Here is a 22096-nt window from a genome sequence, read left to right on the forward strand (position 1 = left end):
GATAAGCTGAATGCCTTACACGGGGGAATGAAGTACAATCAGCTTTCAAATCAGAATTAAAGGTTACGCACAGCTTCCTTAAACTGGCGGCCGCGATCTTCATAATTATCAAACAAGTCAAAACTTGCACAAGCAGGAGAAAGCAATACATTATCTCCACGCTCAGACACTTTATAAGCAATTTTTACTGCCTCTGTCATAGACGGTGTCTCAACAATAACGTCAACCATATTACCAAAATGGCTCATCAATTTTGCATTATCAACACCTAGACAGATAATAGCTTTTACCTTCTCATTTACGAGTGGATATAAATCACGGTAATCATTACCCTTATCTACACCACCTACAATCCAAACAGTAGGTTCACTCATACTATCTAAAGCATAAAATGTTGCGTTTACATTAGTAGCCTTACTATCATTAATGTATTGTACATTATTGATTTTAAGCACTTGCTCTAATCTATGCTCAACACCCTGAAAACCTTCTAGACTCTCACGAATAGTAGACTTACGAATATTTAATAGATTTGCTACAGTTGAGGCAGCCATTGCATTTTTCTTATTGTGTTGCCCTTTTAAAGCGAGATTATTTGTAGCCATGGTAAAGGTGTTATTATCTAGTTGTACTGTTAGGTTATTGTCTTTTATAAAAGCGCCATTTTCAAATTCTTTATCAAGTGAAAAAGGCAATAATTTTGATTTGACTGGATGTTTTTTGAGCCAGTCTACACTCACAGGATCATCTGCATCGTAGATGAGATAATCTGTTTCTTTTTGGTTCATTGCTATTCTAAATTTTGAAGCAATGTAATTTTCGAACTTATAATCGTATCGATCTAAATGATCTGGTGTCACATTTAACACTACCGCGATATGTGGTGCAAAATCTGCTATTCCATCTAGCTGAAAACTGCTTATTTCTAGCACATACGTATCGATCTCTTTCTGTGCCACCATCTTTGCATAGCTGTCACCTATGTTTCCAGCTACACCTAGATTGATTCCCGCTTGCTCTAGAATAAACCCAGTGAGCATAGTAGTTGTGGTTTTTCCGTTACTTCCAGTAATACCAACAATTGTAGCGTCTGTATATTGAGAAGCAAACTCTATCTCAGAGATTACAGGCACTCCTTTTTCTATCAGATTTTGCACAATAGGTGCTTTATCTGGTATTCCAGGACTCTTCATCACTACATCTGCATTGAGAATAAGTGCTTCTGTATGCCCTTCTTCTTCCCAAGCAAAATCCTCAGCAATGAGTATCTCTTTGTAGTGATTCTTTATCTTCCCAAAATCAGACAAGAACACGTCATAGCCTTTGGCCTTACCTAAAATGGCAGTACCTACGCCAGACTCTCCAGCTCCTAATATGACTAATCGTTTCTTCATTTTTTATACCCTCTAACTTAGCTAGATCTAGTGTTGACTTCGCTTTCGCGAAAGCGTGATTATCTAATTTTTAATGTTATGATAGAAAGTACCGCTAGTAAAATCCCTACAATCCAAAAGCGGGAAACAATTTTACTCTCGTGAATACCTTTCTTTTGATAATGATGGTGCAAAGGAGACATCAAAAAGATGCGTCTACCTTCCCCAAATTTCTTCTTTGTGTATTTAAAATATCCCACCTGTAATACCACCGAAAGATTCTCCATTAAGAAAATTCCGCACAGTATTGGGATAAGCCATTCTTTTCTAGTTGCAATAGCAAGCACAGCAATAATTCCTCCTATAGTAAGACTACCTGTGTCTCCCATAAAAACTTGCGCTGGATAAGCATTATACCATAAGAATCCAATAAGCGCTCCTACAAATGCAGCAATAAAAATGAGCATCTCTCCCGTACCTGGGATATACATCACATTGAGATAATCACTAAAGATGATGTTACCAGATATAAAGGCAAAAATCCCCAGGGTGAGCACAATAATTGCACTTGTTCCTGCTGCCAGGCCATCAATACCATCAGTGAGATTTGCACCATTAGACACCGCTGTGATTATAAAGATTACAATAGGTATAAATATGATCCACGCATACCCTTTCCAATCTTCGTTTATGCTTGTAAGGATTGTTTCATAATTGAGCTCGTTATCCTTTACAAATGGTATGGTAGTTTTTAAGCTTTTATGTGCTTCATCAAATTTTGCATCTCCTCTTACAGTAGTAATTTCAACTTTTTCTGTACCAGCAGTTTGCTTAATCTCTTCACGTATAGTAATATCACTATGGAAAAACATTGTTGCTCCCACGATAATTCCTAATCCCACTTGACCAACTACCTTATATTTACCAGCAAGGCCGTCTTTATTTTTTTGCATTTTCTTCTTATAATCATCTAAGAAGCCTATGATTCCCATCCACACCGTCGTAACGATAAGAAGAAGGATATAAACGTTTTGCAAGTCACCTAATAGCAACACAGGAATAAGAGTGGCGCCTATGATAATAAGACCACCCATAGTAGGTGTTCCTGCTTTTTCTGCTTGTCCCTCTAGACCTAGATCTCTTATTTGCTCTCCCATTTGCTTGCGCTGCAGGAGCTTAATAATGCGCTCTCCATAAATAGTAGAAAGTCCTAACGATATCAACACCGCAAGTGCAGCACGAAACGTACTGAACTGAAACAACCCTGCTCCTGGCAAGTTGTAAGCTTCGTCTAACCATTGAAAAAGATGATACAGCATTACTTATTAAGTTGTTTAAGGGTTTCTTGTACTATTTTATAATCGTCAAAATCAAATCGCTCTCCCATAATCTCTTGGTAAGTCTCATGACCTTTGCCCGCGATTAGAATTATATCTCCTGGATTTGCAAGTTGGCAAGCAGTTTTGATAGCTTGTTTTCTATCTGTGATAGATAAGATTTTTTTGTAGTTAATAGGCTCAACACCTGCTTCTACTTGCTCTATAATTGCTTCTGGCTTTTCTGAGCGCGGATTATCACTTGTGATAATAGCTTTCGTACTCAGCGCACTTGCAATATGCCCCATTTTAGGACGCTTTGTGGTATCTCTATCTCCTCCAGCTCCTACAACCGTAATAAGCTCCTCATTTTTAGTACGGATATCATTTATGGTTTCTAGCACATTTTTAAGAGCATCCGGCGTGTGTGCATAATCTACTATTGCAGTCACATTACCCTCAGAAATGAAATATTGAAAACGTCCAGACACACTCTCTAGCTCGCTTAAAAGCTGTAATGCTTCCATTTGATCTAGCCCCAACAATTCTGCTGTTGCAAAAATGGCTAAGAGGTTATATGCGTTAAACGAACCAATAAGCTTCACCCAAACTTCTTGATCTTGAATTTTAAGTAATAATCCCGATAATTGATTTTCTAGAATTTGCGCTCTATAATCTGCATATGATTTTAAAGCGTAGGTTACTTTTTTTGCTTTTGTATTTTGAACCATAACAGGTCCATTTTTATCATCGTTATTTACGAGCGCAAAAGCCGTTTTAGGTAACTCATCAAAAAACTTTTTCTTAACATCTCTATACTCTGCAAAGGTGTCGTGGTAATCTAGATGATCGTGAGATAGGTTTGTAAAAATCCCTCCCTCAAAATGCAAACCTTCTGTACGTTTTTGATGAATCCCATGCGAGCTCACCTCCATAAAACAATACTCTACACCAGCCTCAGACATCTCTGCGAGATACTTATTTATTGTCAAACTATCAGGAGTGGTATGCGTCGCTTTATACTCGGTCTTATCTACTAAAATCTTTACCGTAGATAGCAGTCCTGTCTTATAACCTGCCTTTTGAAACAGCTGGTATAACAAACTAGCGATAGTAGTCTTACCATTAGTTCCCGTAATACCAATAAGCTTTAAGTTAGCCGAAGGATTTCCATAAAAATTAGAAGCAATTGTAGCAAGTGCGCTAGAAGTATCTGCGACTTTTACATAGGTTATTCCGTTTACGGTTTTTTCTGGAAGCTCCTCACAAATGATTGCGAGTGCGCCTTGATTTACAGCTTTTCCTATATACTCATGCCCATCACTTTGCGTACCACGCACAGCGACAAACACATCGTTGAGAGACACTTGACGTGAGTCAAAATGAACATTAGTAATTGCAACAGCAGTGTTACCCACTACAGACTCTAGTGTTACTTTATATAATATGTCTTTAAGTAGTATCAAGATAATTGTAGCGTGATTGTTTTATTCTTCTCTATTTTATCACCAGCTTTTATAGACTGACTTTTCACTTTCCCGCTTCCGCGAAAATTTACTTTTAAGCCTAGGTTTTCTAGCAATGCAATCGCATCCATTCCAGGCATTCCTTTTACATTAGGCATCTTGCTATGTGCTTTATTGACATTTGCATAATACCTCTGATAATCCCCCTCAATAATCTTTGAATTCTCCGTGGGTAAATTCACCTCATCAATTACAGGAGTATCTGTATAAATTTTCTGTGCAATTTCCTTAAACACCGGAGCTGCAACAACATTTCCATAAAACCCTATAGATTTTTTAGGCTTATTAACCACTACAATACAAGAATACTTAGGCTCATCTGCTGGAAAATAACCCGCAAATGATGAAATATATCTTCCTGCTTCTATCCAATACTCAGTCTGGCAAGTACCCGTCTTACCCGCCATTGAAAATTCTTCACTATAAATATTTCTCGCTGTACCTCGCTCTACTGTTTTCTTCATCATCTCCTTTACTACGTTTATAGTAGCTTGAGAAGCGATACGAGAATTGATTACTTCTTTATCAAAAGACTCAATGGTTTGATCCCATTCTTTCACCTCTTTTATAAAACGAGGTTTTACCATCTCACCATCATTTGCAATAGCATTATAAAATGTGAGCGTTTGTAATGGCGTTAACTCTATGCCATATCCAAAAGCCATCCATGGAAGCGTAGTCCCATACCAGTTTTTATCACCTGGGTACGGAAAGTTCGGTTTCCCTTCTCCTTTAATTTCAAGTCCTAATTGATCGTTGAGCCCCATATTAAAAAGTCGTTTTACAAACTTTTCTGGATCTGAGGCATAGTTATCGTTTATCATTTTCGCGAAAGCGGTATTACTACTCAGCTCAAATGCCTTTGCAGCTGTTATTTTACCATAACCACCTCTTTTAGAATCTATCGCCGTTCGGTCATAGAATTTCACACGACCATTTTCTGTATCAAACACCGTACTTGAGTCAATCACCTTGTCTTCAAGCGCAGCAACCATAGACATTAACTTAAATGTAGAACCCGGCTCATGCGCCTCTCCTACCGCATAATTGAGACGCTCGTAATATTTTCCTTCCTTAGTACGGCCTAAATTTGAGATTGCTTTAATCTCGCCAGTCTTAGTTTCCATAACAACCACACAACCGTGATCTGCCTGGTATTTTTCGAGACTCGTAAGCAAGGCATTGTGTGCAACGTCTTGAATATTTACATCTATGGTTGATATTACATCATACCCATCTCGTGGTTCAATAACATTACCCACCCCAAGAGGTTTCCATTCTCCCTTTGCAATCTTTTGCTTGAGACGGCGTCCTTCTTTACCACGTAAATAATATCCGTATGCACCCTCAAGACCTACTCGTGTATAATAACCACTATCATCCTGACGCTCATAACCCACGGTGCGTTCTGCCATTTTCTCAAGCGGATGCTCACGCTCTGTATGCTCCTCGATAATGATACCACCCCTAAATTGGCCTTTATTGAATAATGGAAGTGATTTAATCTTTACATACTCTGCATAACCTAGTTTACGGGCTATAAACAAGTAGCGATTTTTTGTGCTACGCGCTTTGCGCAATCTATTTTCATAATATGATTGAGGCTTACCGAGCACTTGAGAGAGCCCCTTAGAAAGACCAACTATATTCTCGTTAAAATTTTCATTAGACGGTGCTACTGCATCCCATCGTATATCATATTTGATTTGTGAGGTCGCGAGAAGACTACCATCTTCTGCATACAGATTACCGCGAGTAGCTGGGATGGTTACCATCTTCTCTGTGCTAGTAGTAGCAAGCTCACGATACTTTGCACCCTGAAACACCTGAATCGCAATAAGCTTATATGCGATTATGATCGCTAGGAGGAACATACATCCAGCGACGAAATAAAGGCGGTTTAATATGTGCTTCTCTGTGGTTGCCACGTTATTAATCTGTTTCTTGTGTTGTTACTTTTATCTTTTTTGGCGGCACATTAGATGGTTTAATTCCCCTTGACTCTAATGCTTTTGCCACACTACTATTTGTTTTTAACTTCCAGAGATTCACTCGGCTGTCTACAGCTTCGCTTCTTAACTCTGCTACTTCTTCTTTTAGCCTCGCAATCTCATAAACTTTCTCATCTGCTCTGTGCGAACTAGCAATCATGATTAATGCTAGTGCAGAAATAAAGATGATCATCCTCCAGTTTTTAAAGGCATCCTCATCTACTAGAAATTTACCCTTGAGTATATTATTAAACTTGCTCACTGTGCCTCTTAAAGTTTTTCAGCGATTCTCAACTTTGCACTACGCGCTCTGTTGTTTGACTTTATCTCATTGCTGTCTGGAATAATAAGCTTCCCTACTTTCTTAAAAGGAACTTCAAAATTGCCATACATATCTTTTTCTGGCTCTCCCTCAAACATTCCATTTCTTATATATCTCTTCACTAGACGGTCTTCAAGTGAGTGATAACTTATAAGACTTATTCTACCACCTGGTTCAAGGAGCTGCTCTGTCTGGAGTAAAAATTCTTTAAGAACCTCTATCTCTTGATTAACCTCTATACGTATTGCTTGATAAATCTGAGCAAGTATTTTATGCTCTCTATGCTTAGGCAAAAAAGGAGCTAATACCTTTTTAAGATGCTCACTAGTCTTTATAAACTGACTACTGCGCTCATGCACTATAGTACTAGCCAGCTTAGGAGCATTACGAAGCTCTCCATATTGCCAGAACACTTGTCTTAAATCTTCCTCTGCATAATCATTAATCACGTTATAAGCAGATAACGTATCATTCTGATTCATTCTCATATCAAGATCACTCTCAAAACGAGTAGAAAAACCACGCTCTGCAACATCAAATTGATGTGAACTCACGCCAAAATCACCAAGAATACCATCTACTTTTTTCACACCATGAAAGCGCATAAATCGCTTGATGTATCTAAAGTTTTCTGGAATAAGCGTGAATCGCTCATCCTCAATAACATTTTGTTGAGCATCTACATCTTGATCAAAACCATATAGCTTTCCCTCAGGACCTAACCTACTCATGATCTCACGAGAATGACCACCACCACCAAAGGTGACATCTACATAGACACCATCTGGCTTGATATTGAGACCATCTACCGTCTCTTTTAATAATACTGGGTTATGATAATCCATCTGGTATATCGCTATCTCCCATCACCTCCTCAGCTAGATCTGCAAAATCTACCGCTGCCTCGTCAATGGCTTTTTCATATAAATCTTTATCCCAAATCTCAAGAATATTAAACGCGGCATTTACCACGATAGACTTCTCAAGTTTTGCAAAACTTCCTAAATCTTTTGATACTAAAACTCTACCCGTTCCATCAACCTCCACTGGCTTAACACCTGCATTGAAACGACGTATAAACTCATCATTCTTCTTATTAAAACGATTAAGCTTATTCACTTTTGCACTCAGCACATTCCACTCTGCAATAGGATACAACTCAAGACATTTTTGAAACACAGCACGCTTAAGCACAAAACCATCCTGAAGGACAGGCGCCAGCTGCTTTTTAAACGCTTGAGGCAACATGAGTCGACCCTTAGCGTCTATTTTACATTCATATGTTCCAATGAGATTAATCACTCGAGATAGGTTAGTTTTTATGTATTAACTCAAATATAGCGCAAATATTACCACTTTTTACCACATTCTACCACTTTGTTGATAAGTTGTACCACCTCCCGCCACTTGTTAACAATATGTTGATGAATGTTTTTTTTACATTTCTTGTAGAAACGAACTATGATTTTAAAATTTCGCTTTCGCGAAAGCGCACAAAAACAACGTGTTATACTTCTAACAAATACAGATAAACCCTCATAAATTCAAAGTCAAAAAAGAACGACTAATCAAAAGCGAAATAACTATATTTGCTTCTATTGATTACTAACCACTTTTATGAAACACGACTTAATAACCGAAGGGAAATTTACTTATCTAGAAAAAGGCGAAGGAACACCAATTATCATTTTACATGGTTTAATGGGAGGCTTGAGTAATTTTGATGCAGTAACTTCTCATTTTTCGGAAAATGGGTATAAGGTGGTTATACCTGAACTTCCAGTGTACACAATGCCGCTTGTTAAAACAGGTGTAAAATCATTTGCAAAGTACCTTGATGAATTTATCACCATGAAGGGCTACAAAGAAGTAATTCTTCTAGGTAATTCTATGGGTGGTCATGTGGGGCTTTATCACACAAAAATGTCTCCAGAAAAAGTAAAAGCTCTTGTAATCACAGGAAGCTCTGGACTTTATGAAAGTGCAATGGGAGAAAGCTACCCTAAGCGCGGTGATTATGAATACATTAAACAGAAGGCTCAAGGTGTTTTTTACAACCCAGAGTGTGCTACTAAGGAAATTGTAGACGAGGTGTACGACACGGTAAACGATCGTAACAAATTACTCAAAACACTTGCAATTGCAAAAAGCGCTATACGTCACAACATGGCGCAAGACCTTCCAGAAATGAATACACCTACTTGTATTATCTGGGGACGTCAAGATGGAGTCACTCCGCCAGAGGTTGCTGAGGATTTTAATAAACTTCTTCCAGACTCAGATCTTTTTTGGATAGATGAGTGTGGTCACGCAGCAATGATGGAAAAGCCTAACGAGTTTAACGACATACTCCTTAAGTGGCTTAAAGAAAGAGAATTTTAATACCTCTTACCCACATTAATAATACACACTAAGAATTACCCTCACAGTCATCTCTTAGACTTTTGAGCACATAATGTGCTGCATATTCTTTATTAAACGATTACATTACTATTTTTGCGATATGAAAATCAAGTCTGCCTCTTTTGTAGTAAGTAACTCCGAAGTCACAAAGTGTCCCAACACTCGCATCCCAGAATATGCCTTTATAGGCCGTTCTAATGTAGGAAAGTCTTCGCTTATTAATATGCTTACTAACCGTAAGAGTCTTGCCAAAACTTCTGGAAGACCTGGTAAAACGCAGCTTATTAATCACTTTTTAATAAACGAAAACTGGCATCTAGTAGATTTACCTGGCTATGGTTATGCTCGAGTTTCAAAAAAGGATAAGAAGTATTTCCAAAAATTCATTACAGACTATTTTGAGCAACGCGAGCAAATGATCTCCGCATTTGTGCTTGTAGATTGCCGCCACGAGCCTCAAAAAATAGATATGGAGTTTATGGAGTATATGGGTGAGAAGGAAATACCTTTTTCAATCATATTTACTAAGGCAGATAAGCTGCGACCACAAGTACTAGAACGCAATATAGAAGAATATAAACGTATTATGCTTGAAGGGGTATGGTGGGAGTTTCCTAACTACTTTATAAGTAGCTCAACAAATGGTAGAGGTCAAGACGATATATTAAACTACATAGAAGAGATTAACAATAATCTTGAAAATTAAATAGGCGCAACACCTCTCGCACTTCTTTTATCAAAGCTTCAGGTGTTTGCAACTCAGTAAGTCGCTCTTTTGAGATAGCTACTTCTAGACCACTATCGACCACAGCTAGAACCACAGGAAAATCATACTGCGGCAACCACTTAGACTTGTAACGCTTTAAGAACTCATCTTTATGCAAAAACTGCATTGGAGTTTTTACGCTTTCGCGAAAGCGTAACCATTCCTTTTTTTCTGTAAAAGCTCCGTGGGTAAGATCACAAAGCTCACACTGGTAAGTCTCTGGACTCACCAGCTTATGAGCTGTATCTAAAACACCATTTAAGGTGCCAGAGTTTGCATTATATATAAATAGCAAACCCATAATTTTTACTTCTCAGTTAAGTTAAGATGCTCTGCAAAGTAATCTGTAAAGTCTTTCATGGTGTCTGCCATTTTCTCATCATTTGTAGCACGACGAAAGGAGTCTGTCATCCCTACAAGTACCTGATGAAAAAACTGCTGCATCTCATCTACAGGCATATCTTTAGTCCACAAATCAATACGTACACTCTCCTTCTGGTTTGGGTCCCATAATGACAAAAGCATTGCCTTTGCTTCCTCATTTGCTACTCCTCCATCACGAGCCGTCCACGCCATCTTTTCTGGAACGCGATTCTCATCAAGTTCGATTGCTATTTTTATTTCAGATTTTTCTTTTCTAGCCATTCCTTAAGGTTTGTATTTTGCGTTTGCAAAGATAGTAGTTGCATCTTGATTCAGTAAGAATTTGAGCGATACATCGTTCTTATCCATATATGATTTTACAATCTCAAAACCTATATACCTACCCACTCGGCCAGGCGTCTCATTATCAAAAGAGTGATAAAATTTTGAGAAAGGTGCTGGATTCACAAAACGACTAAGCAGCTTTCTATCCGTACTATACAGCAGTTCGTTTTTTACAAAGAACTCCCACATATTCTTTTCATTCTCTTGTGCAAATAACAATTCTTGAGGAGTATATCCCAAGATTTCGTGTGCAGGTGTCTCACTAAGCAACAACTGCATGAGGTAAAGCTTTTTACCTTCGTGTATAATTTCAGATAGAAAATCTTTTTGACGCAGTCTATTGGTTTTAGTTTTTGCAAAAGCAGCTGCTATATCTACAGGCATCTGCTCTGTTCTAAAGTTTTTGCTTTGAAATTTTGGAATACCTGTATAAAAATGATGATCTTGACCTAAGTACGTATCTAATCCTATTAACAAAAGACTATCTGCGAGCACTACTTTATTCCTATAATCCACTTCTGTCGTTAGGGTGACAATTTTAGGCACCGTAGTTTCTGGAAAGTAATACTTAATATGACGAAAAAGATTTTCAATAGACGCTTCTTCTGCATCAAAATCTGGGAAGACTTTTTTAATTTCTTCATTAATTTCTTGCTGTATGGTGTCTGTAAAACGCTGCGCCCAATATTCGTCAGGGAATTTTTTTGAAAACAAGTATGGGAATTCTGCCCTTAAAGGTGCAAGATCTTCTTTTGAAGCAGCCGCAAATAATTGATCAAATCTTCTCACCTCCATATCTACAGACATGGCCTTAATTTCTGGTGGGGTTTTGGTATCCTCTGCACAACCAGCAATAAACACTAGCAATGACAGAATTATAAGCATTTTATTCATAGAGTTTGTATCTTTATATTCAAGAAAACGAGTCTTTTTCTTAAAGCGTATATTTCATACATTTAAGCATACAAAAGTACCAATTTAAAGCACTTCAAAATACAGCAACCTATGCAAACTGACAAAGTAGTAGAACACATCGTAAACTGGCTAAAAGAATATGCAACTAATGCGAGAATGAACGGCTTTGTAGTGGGTATAAGTGGCGGTATAGATAGCGCACTTACCTCAACGTTATGTGCAAAAACTGGACTACGAGTACTTTGTGTAGAGATGCCTATACATCAGGATGAGCGTCAAGTGACACGCGCAAAAGAACACATTAAACAACTTAAGGAACGATTTGCAAACGTTACAGACGTAGAGGTTAACCTTACCGACACCTTTGAGCAAATGAAAAAGGCTGTACCTACAGTAGAGATGAGCGAGCAGCTTAATCTAAGTCTAGCAAATACTAGAGCTAGACTGCGTATGAGTACTTTATATTATTTTGCAGGGCTTCACAAATACCTTGTCGCTGGTACAGGTAACAAAGTAGAAGACTTTGGTGTAGGCTTTTATACTAAATACGGTGATGGAGGTGTAGATTTAAGCCCTATTGCAGATCTTATGAAATCTGAAGTGTTTGAGCTTGCAGCAGCTGTTGGTGTTCCAGAAAGTATTCAAAATGCAGCCCCTACAGATGGACTATGGGGAGATGACCGCACAGATGAAGATCAAATAGGTGCTACATATGATCAACTTGAATGGGCAATGCACCAAGATGAGTTAATTAAAAGTGGAGAAAATAACAAAACTGTTGAAGATTTCACTCCAGAACAAAGACGAGTTTTTGACCTTTATAAGCGATTAAACACCGCCAATTTGCACAAAATGAACCCAATACCAGTCTGCAACATCCCCGTTAACCTAAAAAAGTAGGTATTTTAACGAATAAATCATCAAAAAGGTTAAAACTATAAACAATTGAGCGTACTTTGCAGTGCAAACAAACAAGTACTACCCCTCAATCACTTGTTTCATTACTTGTTAAACAAAATAACTAATGAACAAAGTTTTAATAGCAGACCACCACCCAATAACGCGTAAAGGAATTTCTTCCATACTTCTCGCGGAGGGAAACTATGAAGTTATCGGATATGTTAATGATGGTAATGACCTCCTTAACATACTGACTACTACAGAGATTGACATTCTCATTCTCGAGATAGACATTCCTAACCTTAATAGTATTACCGCGCTAAAGGCCATAAAAAGAGAATTTCCTCACATCAAGATATTAGTATTAAGCTGTCATCCAGAAGAGATGTATGCTTTAAGTGCTATAAAATATGGGGCTTCTGGATATGTTGCAAAAACCGCTTCCATACAGCGCGTTCTTAATGCGATAAACCAAGTACAGCGAGGAGGAATTTACCTCAACGAAGCACTTAGTCAGAGACTAGTGAGTGACGGTAACGCAACTCAAGGACTAGCATTTAAATACAAAAAACTCTCTAGTCGAGAGATAGAAGTATTAAATTTATTATCTAATGGAAAGCGCAATAAAGAAATTGCAGCAGAGCTAGACATTAATGAGAAGACAGTAAGTACGTATAAAATGAGACTTCTTAAGAAGCTAGAAGCACAAAATGTTGCTGAGCTCATAAAGCACGCAAGATTATTACAGAGCAGTCACGTTTAGACAGATAATACTCTTCCTAGTTTATTACCTAGTAATGTATTGAGAGATTGATAATCTAGAATATCTTTAATGATTTCTTTGTTGTCAACACTATCCTTGGTTTGATTCATTAACTCTTTTATCTTTTCTGTGATAAGATATTTTCTGAGACTCAATACTGTCTCTGTTACAAACTGACCTACAGAAGTATCCTTCTTGCGCACATAAACCTCCCGTGTATCCCAGCGATGAAGTTCATACTTCTCATCATTGAGAATAATATTTGAAATCTCACTAGCTTCTTCTGGAGCGAGTTCATTGATAAAATTCTGAACTTGGAAGTTAGTATCTAGATGCATCTGCTCCACTATTTTACCATAGAGCACCTTAAAGAGGTCATTTGTAAACTCCACCTCATCATCTTGCAGATCCAGATAGATTTTCTCAAAAACTCTAGCTTTATGCACTATAGGCTCCAGCTCAAGACTACCATCCTCATTCTCTTTGAGAACCAGATCTTCAAAATCTTCTTCTACCTGACCATATAAAAGTAATGACTCTATAAGCTTGCGCTCAAGCTCATATAACACATTAACTTTCTCAACAGCATTAGGCATCTCATCTGGCACCACAGACATATATTCTGGTGGTGGTGATTGAGGTTGATTACCCCTATTTTGTTTTACAGTTTCCTTTTTATCTTTCTTAAGTATTTGAGCAAGCGTATTATACAACACAGTCTCAGAGACCTCCATTATGCGCGCGCACTCTTGCACATAAATTTCTTGCTTTATGGCGTCAGGTATTTTAGAAATACTCTCTACCATATCACGCACAGTATCTGCTTTTTTTACAGGATCACCAGCCGCTTCTTCTACAAGCAGATTTGCTTTGTACTGTATAAAGTCTTTTGCATTTTCATCAAAAAAAGCAACGATTTCTTCTTTACTATGCTTTCGCGAAAATGAGTCTGGATCTTCCCTCTCAGGAAAAGAGCAAACCCTCACATTCATTCCCTGCTCGAGAATTAAATCAATCCCTCGTAGTGCTGCACGCTGTCCAGCAGCATCACCATCAAAGAGGACCGTTATATTTTTAGTAAGTCTATTGATTAATCGTATTTGCTCTGGAGTAAGTGCCGTTCCAGAAGACGAAACTACATTCTCAATACCCGACTGAAACATTTGTATCACATCTGTATACCCTTCTACTAGGTAACAGTTATCCTCCTTTGCAATAGCTTGTTTTGCATAGTAAATACCATACAGCACTTTACTCTTATGGTAAATATCACTCTCCGGAGAGTTGAGATACTTTGCTGCTTTCTTACTACTATCTAATATTCTACCTCCAAAACCTAGCACACGACCACTCATAGAGTGTATAGGAAACATCACACGCCCTTTAAAACGGTCAAATTGCTTCTCCTCCTTAACTATAGAGAGTCCGGTTTTTTCTAAGTAATCTAGTTTGTAACCTTGACGTATTGCCTCACTCGTAAAAGCATCCCATTGATCTGGATTATATCCTAGCTGAAATTTTTCAATAGTCGCTGCAGTAAACCCGCGTTCTTTAAAATATGAAAGACCTATAGCCTTACCCTGCTCAGAATTGAGCATCGTTTTATGGAAGTAATCACGAGCATACTCACTCACGAGATACATACTCTCACGCTCATTTGCTGCTTCCTTTTGCTCATCTGTGCGCTCTGTTTCTTCTACTTCAATGTTGTACTTTTTGGCTAGGTATTTTATCGCTTCTGGATAGCTAAAGTGCTCGTGTTCCATCAAAAATGAAACCGCCGAACCTCCTTTACCAGTAGAAAAATCTTTCCAAATTTGCTTTACAGGACTCACCATAAAACTAGGCGTACGCTCATCAGAAAATGGAGAGAGGCCTTTAAAATTAGATCCAGATTTTTTAAGATTTACAAAATCCCCTATCACCTCCTCTACACGGGCGGTTTCAAAAACTTTGTCTATGGTTTCTTTTGATATCAAATCTAGCTTGTCGTGATTATGTTACAATAACTTTTGGTAGCCTGCAAAAGTACTTCAAATTACAACAGTTTTCAATATAATACACAAGAGCGTTTTTATAAAATAGAATCACATATAAATAGAAATAGCCCAGACATTTTACATATCTGAGCTATTATTTTTTTAATCACGCTTTCGCGAAAGCGTAACAACAAACCTATAAGTCTAATCGCAATCCAAGAGAAATATTATTTACCTCTCCTAGCTCTACCGTTTTAAACGCCGAACTCAAATCGTATTTTGCATACAAGCTCAAATCTCCTGTCACTCTTATGTAACTTGACAGCCCGTAAACTAGGTTATCACCGTCGTAGTCTTGACGCGACTTTGTTTTTACACGATCGCCATTTTCTTTGTATTTCAATTTCTGCTGAGTTCCCAAGCGCACCCCTGCATATCCACCTATTCCCATTCTAAATTTGCCACCCGTTCTGTAACGCACATAATCTTCCTTCTGTTCTTTCTTCCATCCTCCAAATTCAAAATGCAACGGCACCACAAGATTTGTCACTCTGATTTTTGCTTTCTTAAGGTCAAATGGAAATTCTTGAAAAGTATTTTCTCCATCTACGCTTTCTAAAGTTCTGTTGTCCTTAATCGATAAGAAATTGCTTTGTAAGGAGAGTCCGTACTTAAATTGTAGTGCTCCAGAATTTTCAAAAACTCTCGTTTTCCAAGCGTACCCTAACTCCACAAACGTAGATTTACCTATAGAAAAGTCATCACCTATATCTGCATTATCACTTATCGCATTATTAAGACCCATTGCAAAAACGGTTTCTCCATAGGTACGTCTGTCATAATTTGTTACTCCAGGTCTATTCCTATTTACAGCAACCCCTAAAACCCTATTTCCATCTTGGTCCATACCTCCTAATCCTATCTCAACCGAAGTTCCGTATAAAGAATTAATGTGACCGGTACGCTTTACTAATTCTATTTGATTATTAATAATTGCTAATTCGTTTTCAATATTAAGAGCAACTTCTTCTGCTGCTTTTTTCTTGCTTGTTTCTAATTCTTCCTGAGTGTAAAACCCGCTATCCCTTAACCTATTTCCTGCCTCTATTCTCACTTTCAAAGCTTCTTTCCAACTTTTTATGACATCTTCTTTTCGTTTATTTAAAGCGGTAATTTGCTCATGTTTTTTTTGCTCATTTTCCTCAGCATGTTCTTTGTCATATTCTGCTTTCCATTCTTTCATCTCACGTATTTTCTGCTCTTTTTCTGTCTCCACAGGGGATTCTGTGTCTTGCGCATGCACATTTTGGGCAAAGATGATCACTGTTGCCGCTAGGGCAATTTTAATAATTGACTTCATAATTGTTTGTGTTTTGTGCGCTCGATGATGGCGCGTTATTGATGAATTTTCTTAATTATCTTTATTTGCAACTGCTTCTACGGCTCTATTAAATTCTTTTTTGAGCGTGCGGAACATTCTATCTTTAAAGGAGTCTGGGTCTACCTCAGCTTCGGCGTCTAGTAATAACTCGTTTGCGTCTACCACTCGTTGTGGCTGTGCATACACTGGTTGTTTATTGATATTTTGCTGGGCAGCTTTGAGTAGGTTTTCTACCTCATCATCTAGTAACTCTTCGCTTGTTTTTACTTCATCAGGATTTACATCTACAACAGCATTTATAGTAGATTTTATCGCTGCCTCTTTCATAATAGAAGTGGCTACAGCTTCTTCTACTTGTGAGTTTATAGTATTAGCATTGCTGTATGGGCGATACTTACTTTTAGTAGGATTTGTTCTTTTCTTCTTTGCAGCAGTATTGTTCTTGGGTGACGTAACAGATTTTTGTGATTCTACATTATTTGTTGTTGCATCTGTTAGTATGATTTCACTAGGCTTATCACTTATTTGTTCTGGTGCTATCTCATCTATCACCTCTACTGGTTGATTTTCTACATAAGGTGTTTGTTCATCTACCACACTCGTGTTGTAAATAAGTGCTGTGATAAACACGCCTGCAATAAAGCTTGCCGCGATACCCATCCATAAAACTATTTTACTTTTTTTCTTGCCCTGACTAGCATCTAGCTTGCCCTCTATACGATCCCAGGCAGATGCGGTAGGCTCGAGACGACGTCTCTCTAGCTTATCTTTAAAATTATCCTCTAAGTTCATCTCTACCGTTATTTATTAATTCTTTTTTTACCGCTGCTTGTAACTGCTTTCTCGCTTTAAACAATTGGCTTTTTGAAGTGCTCTCACTTATACCTAGTGCTTTTGCTATCTCTCTGTGCTTATACCCCTCTATGGCATACATTACAAATACGACTCGATATCCTTCTGGCAGGTCGTCTATGAGTGATTGTATATGCGCCACTTCAAGATCTGTCTGTATGTTATTTATAGCATCATTATTTTCTACCACACCATCTTCTGAGAAATATAACTTCTTTATTGCTCTTAGGTATGAGATGCTTTCTCGTACCATAATCTTGCGTATCCACCCTTCAAAATTCCCGTTACCTCCGTAGGTGTCTAGCTTTGTAAATACTTTTAAGAAACCGTTGCACATTGCCTCTTCGGCTTGATGTACATCTCTTATATAATAACGACAGATGCTCAGCATTTTAGGCGAGTGCTCATCATAGAGTTTGCGCTGTGCATCTCTATTACCTTTAATGGCTTTTTTTATGAGTTGTCGCTCGTTATTAAATTGTATGACTTTCATACCTGATGTTTGGGTTTCTATTTATAAAGACGCATCGTTTTTAAAAAAGGTTGCCTCAAGGCAAAAAAAAATCCAAATTTCTTCTTACCGTAGTGTAATTAGAAATTTGGATTTGTACATAAAGGTCTGTTTTATAGCTTATCCTTTATACTTCATAGGTAAGTGAACGACCTTTTTTGTTTCAAAGAAATCTTCTTCAAAGAATGTGGGAAGATCATAAATAGTAGTGGTGGTATACTTTTTAAGTTCTTCTGTGAGGTCTCCTCCTTTGAGGTATAAAATTCCGTTTTTGAGTTCGTGGTTAGATTTTTTTGCAATGTGCCCGCGCACCCATCTTACAAATGTTTCCATTTGGGCTACCGCTCTAGACACAATAAAATCATACTGACCAGGTACATTTTCTACTCGGTCGTTTGTAGTTTTTACATTTGTGATACCTAGGCCCTCTACCACCTCGTTTACTACTTTTATCTTTTTACCTATGCTATCTACAAGGTGAAAATTTACTTCTGGGTGTAGTATGGCAAGTGGTACTCCAGGAAAGCCTCCTCCCGTACCTACATCCATTATACTGGCACCTGGATTAAAGGTTTGAACTTTTGCTATACCTAGTGAATGCAGTACGTGACGTAAGTAAATCTCATCTATATCTTTACGGCTTACTACATTGATTTTGAGATTCCAATCTTGATATAAATCTTTCAGTTTTGAGAACTGCTCGATCTGAGTATCCGTTAGATCTGGAAAATATTTTAATATGATATCCATTATTTAGTATATTAACGGTGTAAAAGTACCATAATACCCGCTATTATTTTAACGCAGGTTCATAGATGTAGCCTATATTATGCATTACTTTTACCAAGCTATTAAAAGAAGATTATTTTTTTTCGCGAAAGCGGAATCAAAAACCTCAACAACACTACAATAAAACAGCTATTGTAGCGCTATGAGAGTAATTATTATATTATGGAGACTACTATAAAATTTTCTCGCACGGACTCTGCAAAGTTCTTCAGAACTTTAAATAAACGTGTAAACAACTACTTTAAAGAGAATAATATAAAACGCACAGGTAACTGGAAATTGTACCTAAAGGCAATCATTATGTTTGCCATTTACTTAGTTCCTTACTTTTTATTTTTAACGCTAGATATGCCTACCTGGCTTCAGATTGTCCTTACCATTGTTATGGGTGTGGGTATGGCTGGTATAGGGATGAATGTGATGCACGATGGTAATCACGGTTCATTTTCTAGTAAAAAATGGGTAAATAAATTAATGGGAAGCAGTATTTACATACTAGCTGGTAATGTTTATAACTGGCAAGTACAACACAACGTGCTTCACCACACGTATACTAACATACACGGTCACGATGAAGATATGGAGGCTGGTCGCGTGTTACGTTTTTCAAAACACGGAAAATGGCACTGGGCACATAAGTTCCAGCACTACTACTCGGTGTTTTTATATGGTCTACTTACCTTTAACTGGGCACTTACTACAGATTTCTTCCAGATGAAACGTTATATGAAACGTAAATTATCTTACGGAAAACTACAGAGCCCTGCAAAGCAGTGGAGCACACTACTTATTACAAAAGCGATATACATCGCAATGTGGATTGTTATACCTCTTGTATTTATTGATCTTGCTTGGTGGAAAATTTTAATAGGCTTCTTTATTATGCACTATACGGCAGGTCTTATTTTGAGTATTATTTTCCAGCTTGCGCATATGGTAGAAGATGCACATATGCCGCTACCAGATGAGACAGGAACTATGAAAAATACTTGGGCGATACACCAGCTATTTACTACTGTAAACTTCTCAACTAAAAATAAGGTGATGAACTGGTTTTCTGGAGGATTAAACCACCAGGTGGAGCACCACATCTTCCCCCACATAAGCCACGTACACTATACTAAGATTAGTAAAATTGTAAAGGAGACAGCACAAGAGTTTAATTTACCTTACCACGAGTATAAAACTACTAGAAAGGCACTTATCGCTCACTTTAGTCACTTACGTGAGATGGGTATGAAACCTGCGATTTCTGCATAGAAGTGGTTAAATTTTTAAGAAAATATCAAACGCCAAATCCCATAAGGATTTGGCGTTTTTAGTTACCTTGCACTACAATCTTTTATCAACTAAATAAAGAATGCGCCTCGTATGAAGAATTTATCTACCCGCGTTACAAATATGGCAACCTCTGCAACTCTTGCAATGGCTGCAAAGGCTCGCGAATTAAGAGCAGAAGGAAAAGACATCATAGGTCTTAGTCTAGGAGAACCAGATTTTAATACTCCAGACTTTATTAAAGATGCTGCAATTCAAGCAGTAAATGATAATTACAATTCGTACACACCGGTAGATGGTTATGTAGAGTTAAAAGAGGCGATTATCACAAAATTTAAAAGAGATAATAATCTGGATTACACCCTCCCACAAATTGTGGTTTCTACAGGTGCAAAGCAGTCACTTGCAAATATTGCACTTGTATGCCTTGACCCAGGTGACGAGGTAATATTACCTTGCCCTTACTGGGTGAGCTACTCAGACATTGTAAAAATAGCCGAAGGTGTACCAGTAGAGGTAAAAACCTCAATAGATACAGATTTTAAAATGACACCAGAGCAGCTAGAAGAAGCTATCACGCCAAAGACAAAGATGCTTTGGTATAGCTCTCCTTGTAATCCATCTGGATCAATATACAGTAAAGAAGAGCTACGCGCTCTGGCAGATGTACTTGCAAAGCACCCACAAATTATAGTAGTAAGTGACGAGATTTATGAACACATTAATTATGTGGGAGATCACGCAAGTATGGCACAGTTTCCAGATATGTATGACCGTACGGTAACTGTAAATGGTGTTTCAAAAGCATTTGCAATGACGGGGTGGCGTGTAGGTTACATAGGAGGTCCAGAATATATTGCGCGCGCTTGTAACAAGATGCAGGGACAGATTACTAGTGGTACAAACTGTATTGCACAACGTGCAGTAATTACGGCTCTTGAGGCTCCAGTAAGTAAAGTACAATATATGATTGATGAGTTTAAAAGTCGTCGTACCTTAATACTGGACTTACTCAATGATATTGAAGGCTTTAAATGTAACGAGCCAGAAGGTGCGTTTTACGTATTTCCAAATATCTCACACTATTTTGGAAAAACGCTAGGAGGTCAAAAAATAGAAAACGCAACAGATTTTTCTCTTTACCTTCTTGAAGCGGCAAATGTTGCTACGGTTACAGGTGAAGCATTTGGAAACCCAGATTGTATACGTATATCTTATGCAGCGAGTGTAGACAACATTAAAGACGCAATGAAGCAGATTAAAGCTGCTGTTTCATAGACCTTATATATTACGCTTTCGCGAAAGCAAAACAAAACCCGCTAATCTCTTAGCGGGTTTTTTCATTTGTAATGGAGTTAATCCATATCGATTTTTCGTTTTTTGTTAAGTGCAAATTCTTTTTTGAGATCTATACGCATCATTTTGCTTCCATCTAGTTTTGGCACCATAACCATTTGCATCGCTGTAATATCAAAAAAGGTAGTGTAGAGCGTCCCTCCCATTCTACCTTCACCCCAGTCTGCAGCTGGTTGCACTGCTCCAGCCATCGTTTGCCCCACAGATTTTAAGGTGATGCCTTCTCCACTACGTTCTAGCTCATCTACGCGTGAGTTTATAGATTGATATCTGTGGCAAGGGAAGCCGCCGTCTTCTGGAGCATTTACTAAAAAATTTGTTGCTACTAGCGTGTTGCCCTCCATAGGTATGATATGTTTCTTGCCGTCTATCCACTCTACAATAACTGCATTACCGGTGGCATCACCTATTAAAAAATGACTCTGATGCACGGCGAGTTTTTGCTCCTCTATCCAGGCAAGCGCTTCCGCTACTGTACTTGCGTTTGCCAGTAAATCATCTCCTATGTTACCTTTTGCCCAGCCATACCCTTCTGGCATTTTTTGTTCTGGCGTCACCGCTACGTCAAAAAATAATCCTGCGCTATTTATACCTCCCTGAGCAAAATTATCCCAGCCATACCATAATCTAGCTAGCTTTTTTGAAGTCGCTTTTTCTATCTTTATATAAGCATCGGTATCAAGCCAGAAGTCTTCATTATTTACGGCATAAATAGTACCCGTTTCTTTATCTACATAATACAAAATAGAACACGCATACATAGAACTAGCACAAGCAGCAATTAAACATAGCGTTAATAACCACTTTCTAGAGGTGTTGCTCACTTTCTTTGTCAAGAGATGAATCATAATTTACAGCTTTAAGAACCTGACTTCCTTAAAGATGCAACAAAAATCACATACACACCAAGTTTAACAAGCAAGTTATTACCTCATAATTTATGTACTTATAGGTATCTTAGTAGAGT

The 22096-nt window shown here is 37.9% G+C and carries 22 protein-coding genes; 6 read left to right on the forward strand and 16 right to left on the reverse strand.

The window, feature by feature from the left end; all coding sequences use genetic code 11:
• Positions 1-56: 56 nt before the first annotated feature.
• The 7 genes from murD to mraZ are packed head-to-tail and all read right to left on the reverse strand — an operon-like array spanning position 57 to position 7830.
• Positions 57-1394, reverse strand: a complete 1338-nt coding sequence (gene murD / locus SJY23_RS01460) for a UDP-N-acetylmuramoyl-L-alanine--D-glutamate ligase (RefSeq protein ID WP_396597201.1) — start codon at positions 1392-1394, stop codon at positions 57-59.
• 59 nt (positions 1395-1453) lie between these two features.
• Positions 1454-2692, reverse strand: coding sequence for a phospho-N-acetylmuramoyl-pentapeptide-transferase (gene mraY, locus SJY23_RS01465; RefSeq protein WP_035335990.1), 1239 nt, complete (start codon positions 2690-2692; stop codon positions 1454-1456).
• On the reverse strand, positions 2692-4155 hold the full coding sequence (locus SJY23_RS01470) for a UDP-N-acetylmuramoyl-L-alanyl-D-glutamate--2,6-diaminopimelate ligase (protein WP_396597202.1): 1464 nt from the start codon (positions 4153-4155) through the stop codon (positions 2692-2694). The genes mraY and SJY23_RS01470 overlap by 1 nt, the downstream gene beginning before the upstream one ends.
• The gene (locus SJY23_RS01475) at positions 4152-6143 is read right to left on the reverse strand and encodes a penicillin-binding protein (RefSeq protein WP_396597203.1); all 1992 of its coding nucleotides are present in this window, start codon (positions 6141-6143) and stop codon (positions 4152-4154) included. Before SJY23_RS01475 ends, SJY23_RS01470 begins: the two co-directional genes overlap by 4 nt.
• Positions 6144-6147: 4 nt before the next feature.
• On the reverse strand, positions 6148-6468 hold the full coding sequence (locus SJY23_RS01480; protein WP_035335985.1) for an FtsL-like putative cell division protein: 321 nt from the start codon (positions 6466-6468) through the stop codon (positions 6148-6150).
• Between the two features lie 8 nt (positions 6469-6476).
• Positions 6477-7373 (reverse strand): 16S rRNA (cytosine(1402)-N(4))-methyltransferase RsmH, encoded by an 897-nt coding sequence (gene rsmH / locus SJY23_RS01485; protein WP_396597204.1) that lies wholly within the window; start codon positions 7371-7373, stop codon positions 6477-6479.
• Complete coding sequence (gene mraZ, locus SJY23_RS01490) at positions 7360-7830, reverse strand: division/cell wall cluster transcriptional repressor MraZ (RefSeq protein WP_035335982.1); 471 nt, start codon at positions 7828-7830, stop codon at positions 7360-7362. Before mraZ ends, rsmH begins: the two co-directional genes overlap by 14 nt.
• Before the next feature lie 315 nt (positions 7831-8145).
• Here mraZ and SJY23_RS01495 point away from each other — a divergent pair, with 315 nt between their 5' ends.
• Positions 8146-8910, forward strand: coding sequence for an alpha/beta fold hydrolase (locus tag SJY23_RS01495; RefSeq protein WP_035335981.1), 765 nt, complete (start codon positions 8146-8148; stop codon positions 8908-8910).
• A 121-nt stretch (positions 8911-9031) separates the two neighbouring features.
• On the forward strand, positions 9032-9637 hold the full coding sequence (gene yihA / locus SJY23_RS01500; RefSeq protein WP_035335980.1) for a ribosome biogenesis GTP-binding protein YihA/YsxC: 606 nt from the start codon (positions 9032-9034) through the stop codon (positions 9635-9637).
• Here the strand turns inward: yihA and SJY23_RS01505 are convergent.
• Genes SJY23_RS01505 through gldB form a run of 3 tightly spaced genes read right to left on the reverse strand, consistent with a single transcriptional unit; the run spans position 9615 to position 11299 of the window.
• Entirely contained in the window at positions 9615-9998 is a 384-nt protein-coding gene (locus tag SJY23_RS01505) for a GTPase (RefSeq protein WP_396597205.1), read from the reverse strand. The two genes, yihA and SJY23_RS01505, sit on opposite strands and share 23 nt — an antisense overlap.
• A gap of 5 nt (positions 9999-10003) precedes the next feature.
• Entirely contained in the window at positions 10004-10342 is a 339-nt protein-coding gene (gene gldC / locus SJY23_RS01510; protein WP_035335975.1) for a gliding motility protein GldC, read from the reverse strand.
• A 3-nt stretch (positions 10343-10345) separates the two neighbouring features.
• Positions 10346-11299 (reverse strand): gliding motility lipoprotein GldB, encoded by a 954-nt coding sequence (gene gldB / locus SJY23_RS01515; protein WP_396597206.1) that lies wholly within the window; start codon positions 11297-11299, stop codon positions 10346-10348.
• 111 nt (positions 11300-11410) lie between these two features.
• Here gldB and nadE point away from each other — a divergent pair, with 111 nt between their 5' ends.
• Complete coding sequence (nadE, locus tag SJY23_RS01520; protein ID WP_396597207.1) at positions 11411-12220, forward strand: NAD(+) synthase; 810 nt, start codon at positions 11411-11413, stop codon at positions 12218-12220.
• A 124-nt stretch (positions 12221-12344) separates the two neighbouring features.
• Positions 12345-12983, forward strand: a complete 639-nt coding sequence (locus SJY23_RS01525; RefSeq protein WP_396597208.1) for a response regulator — start codon at positions 12345-12347, stop codon at positions 12981-12983.
• Here the strand turns inward: SJY23_RS01525 and dnaG are convergent.
• From dnaG to rsmG, 5 genes are all read right to left on the reverse strand, one after another.
• Positions 12980-14962 carry a DNA primase gene (gene dnaG, locus SJY23_RS01530; protein WP_396597209.1) on the reverse strand — a complete coding sequence of 661 codons (1983 nt, stop codon included), beginning with the start codon at positions 14960-14962 and terminating at the stop codon, positions 12980-12982. The two genes, SJY23_RS01525 and dnaG, sit on opposite strands and share 4 nt — an antisense overlap.
• A 196-nt stretch (positions 14963-15158) precedes the next feature.
• Positions 15159-16322, reverse strand: a complete 1164-nt coding sequence (locus SJY23_RS01535; protein WP_396597210.1) for a hypothetical protein — start codon at positions 16320-16322, stop codon at positions 15159-15161.
• Between the two features lie 51 nt (positions 16323-16373).
• The gene (locus SJY23_RS01540; protein ID WP_396597211.1) at positions 16374-17135 is read right to left on the reverse strand and encodes a hypothetical protein; all 762 of its coding nucleotides are present in this window, start codon (positions 17133-17135) and stop codon (positions 16374-16376) included.
• Positions 17119-17688, reverse strand: coding sequence for an RNA polymerase sigma factor (locus tag SJY23_RS01545; RefSeq protein WP_396597212.1), 570 nt, complete (start codon positions 17686-17688; stop codon positions 17119-17121). The genes SJY23_RS01540 and SJY23_RS01545 overlap by 17 nt, the downstream gene beginning before the upstream one ends.
• 138 nt (positions 17689-17826) lie before the next feature.
• The gene (gene rsmG / locus SJY23_RS01550; RefSeq protein ID WP_038599649.1) at positions 17827-18456 is read right to left on the reverse strand and encodes a 16S rRNA (guanine(527)-N(7))-methyltransferase RsmG; all 630 of its coding nucleotides are present in this window, start codon (positions 18454-18456) and stop codon (positions 17827-17829) included.
• Between the two features lie 201 nt (positions 18457-18657).
• On the opposite strand from rsmG, the gene SJY23_RS01555 reads away from it, so the two are divergent.
• Both SJY23_RS01555 and SJY23_RS01560 read left to right on the forward strand, forming a co-directional pair.
• A complete protein-coding gene (locus SJY23_RS01555) occupies positions 18658-19755 on the forward strand; it encodes an acyl-CoA desaturase (RefSeq protein WP_299147982.1) in 1098 nt (365 codons plus the stop codon).
• A 111-nt stretch (positions 19756-19866) separates the two neighbouring features.
• Positions 19867-21051, forward strand: coding sequence for a pyridoxal phosphate-dependent aminotransferase (locus SJY23_RS01560; RefSeq protein ID WP_396597213.1), 1185 nt, complete (start codon positions 19867-19869; stop codon positions 21049-21051).
• Between the two features lie 77 nt (positions 21052-21128).
• Here the strand turns inward: SJY23_RS01560 and SJY23_RS01565 are convergent, their stop codons facing one another.
• A complete protein-coding gene (locus SJY23_RS01565) occupies positions 21129-21977 on the reverse strand; it encodes a carcinine hydrolase/isopenicillin-N N-acyltransferase family protein (protein ID WP_396597214.1) in 849 nt (282 codons plus the stop codon).
• Positions 21978-22096: the final 119 nt, after the last annotated feature.

The sequence above is a fragment of the Dokdonia sp. R86516 genome, assembly GCF_044596715.1.
Lineage (GTDB): Bacteria > Bacteroidota > Bacteroidia > Flavobacteriales > Flavobacteriaceae > Dokdonia.

Coding starts and splice junctions, on each gene's coding strand:
- murD (WP_396597201.1), bottom strand. CDS start 1,394: ATGAAGAAACGATTAGTCATATTAGGAGCTGGAGAGTCTGGCGTAGGT.
- mraY (WP_035335990.1), bottom strand. CDS start 2,692: ATGCTGTATCATCTTTTTCAATGGTTAGACGAAGCTTACAACTTGCCA.
- rsmH (WP_396597204.1), bottom strand. CDS start 7,373: ATGGATTATCATAACCCAGTATTATTAAAAGAGACGGTAGATGGTCTC.
- SJY23_RS01495 (WP_035335981.1), top strand. CDS start 8,146: ATGAAACACGACTTAATAACCGAAGGGAAATTTACTTATCTAGAAAAA.
- yihA (WP_035335980.1), top strand. CDS start 9,032: ATGAAAATCAAGTCTGCCTCTTTTGTAGTAAGTAACTCCGAAGTCACA.
- SJY23_RS01505 (WP_396597205.1), bottom strand. CDS start 9,998: ATGGGTTTGCTATTTATATATAATGCAAACTCTGGCACCTTAAATGGT.
- gldC (WP_035335975.1), bottom strand. CDS start 10,342: ATGGCTAGAAAAGAAAAATCTGAAATAAAAATAGCAATCGAACTTGAT.
- gldB (WP_396597206.1), bottom strand. CDS start 11,299: ATGAATAAAATGCTTATAATTCTGTCATTGCTAGTGTTTATTGCTGGT.
- nadE (WP_396597207.1), top strand. CDS start 11,411: ATGCAAACTGACAAAGTAGTAGAACACATCGTAAACTGGCTAAAAGAA.
- SJY23_RS01525 (WP_396597208.1), top strand. CDS start 12,345: ATGAACAAAGTTTTAATAGCAGACCACCACCCAATAACGCGTAAAGGA.
- SJY23_RS01535 (WP_396597210.1), bottom strand. CDS start 16,322: ATGAAGTCAATTATTAAAATTGCCCTAGCGGCAACAGTGATCATCTTT.
- SJY23_RS01540 (WP_396597211.1), bottom strand. CDS start 17,135: ATGAACTTAGAGGATAATTTTAAAGATAAGCTAGAGAGACGTCGTCTC.
- SJY23_RS01545 (WP_396597212.1), bottom strand. CDS start 17,688: ATGAAAGTCATACAATTTAATAACGAGCGACAACTCATAAAAAAAGCC.
- rsmG (WP_038599649.1), bottom strand. CDS start 18,456: ATGGATATCATATTAAAATATTTTCCAGATCTAACGGATACTCAGATC.
- SJY23_RS01555 (WP_299147982.1), top strand. CDS start 18,658: ATGGAGACTACTATAAAATTTTCTCGCACGGACTCTGCAAAGTTCTTC.
- SJY23_RS01560 (WP_396597213.1), top strand. CDS start 19,867: ATGAAGAATTTATCTACCCGCGTTACAAATATGGCAACCTCTGCAACT.
- SJY23_RS01565 (WP_396597214.1), bottom strand. CDS start 21,977: ATGATTCATCTCTTGACAAAGAAAGTGAGCAACACCTCTAGAAAGTGG.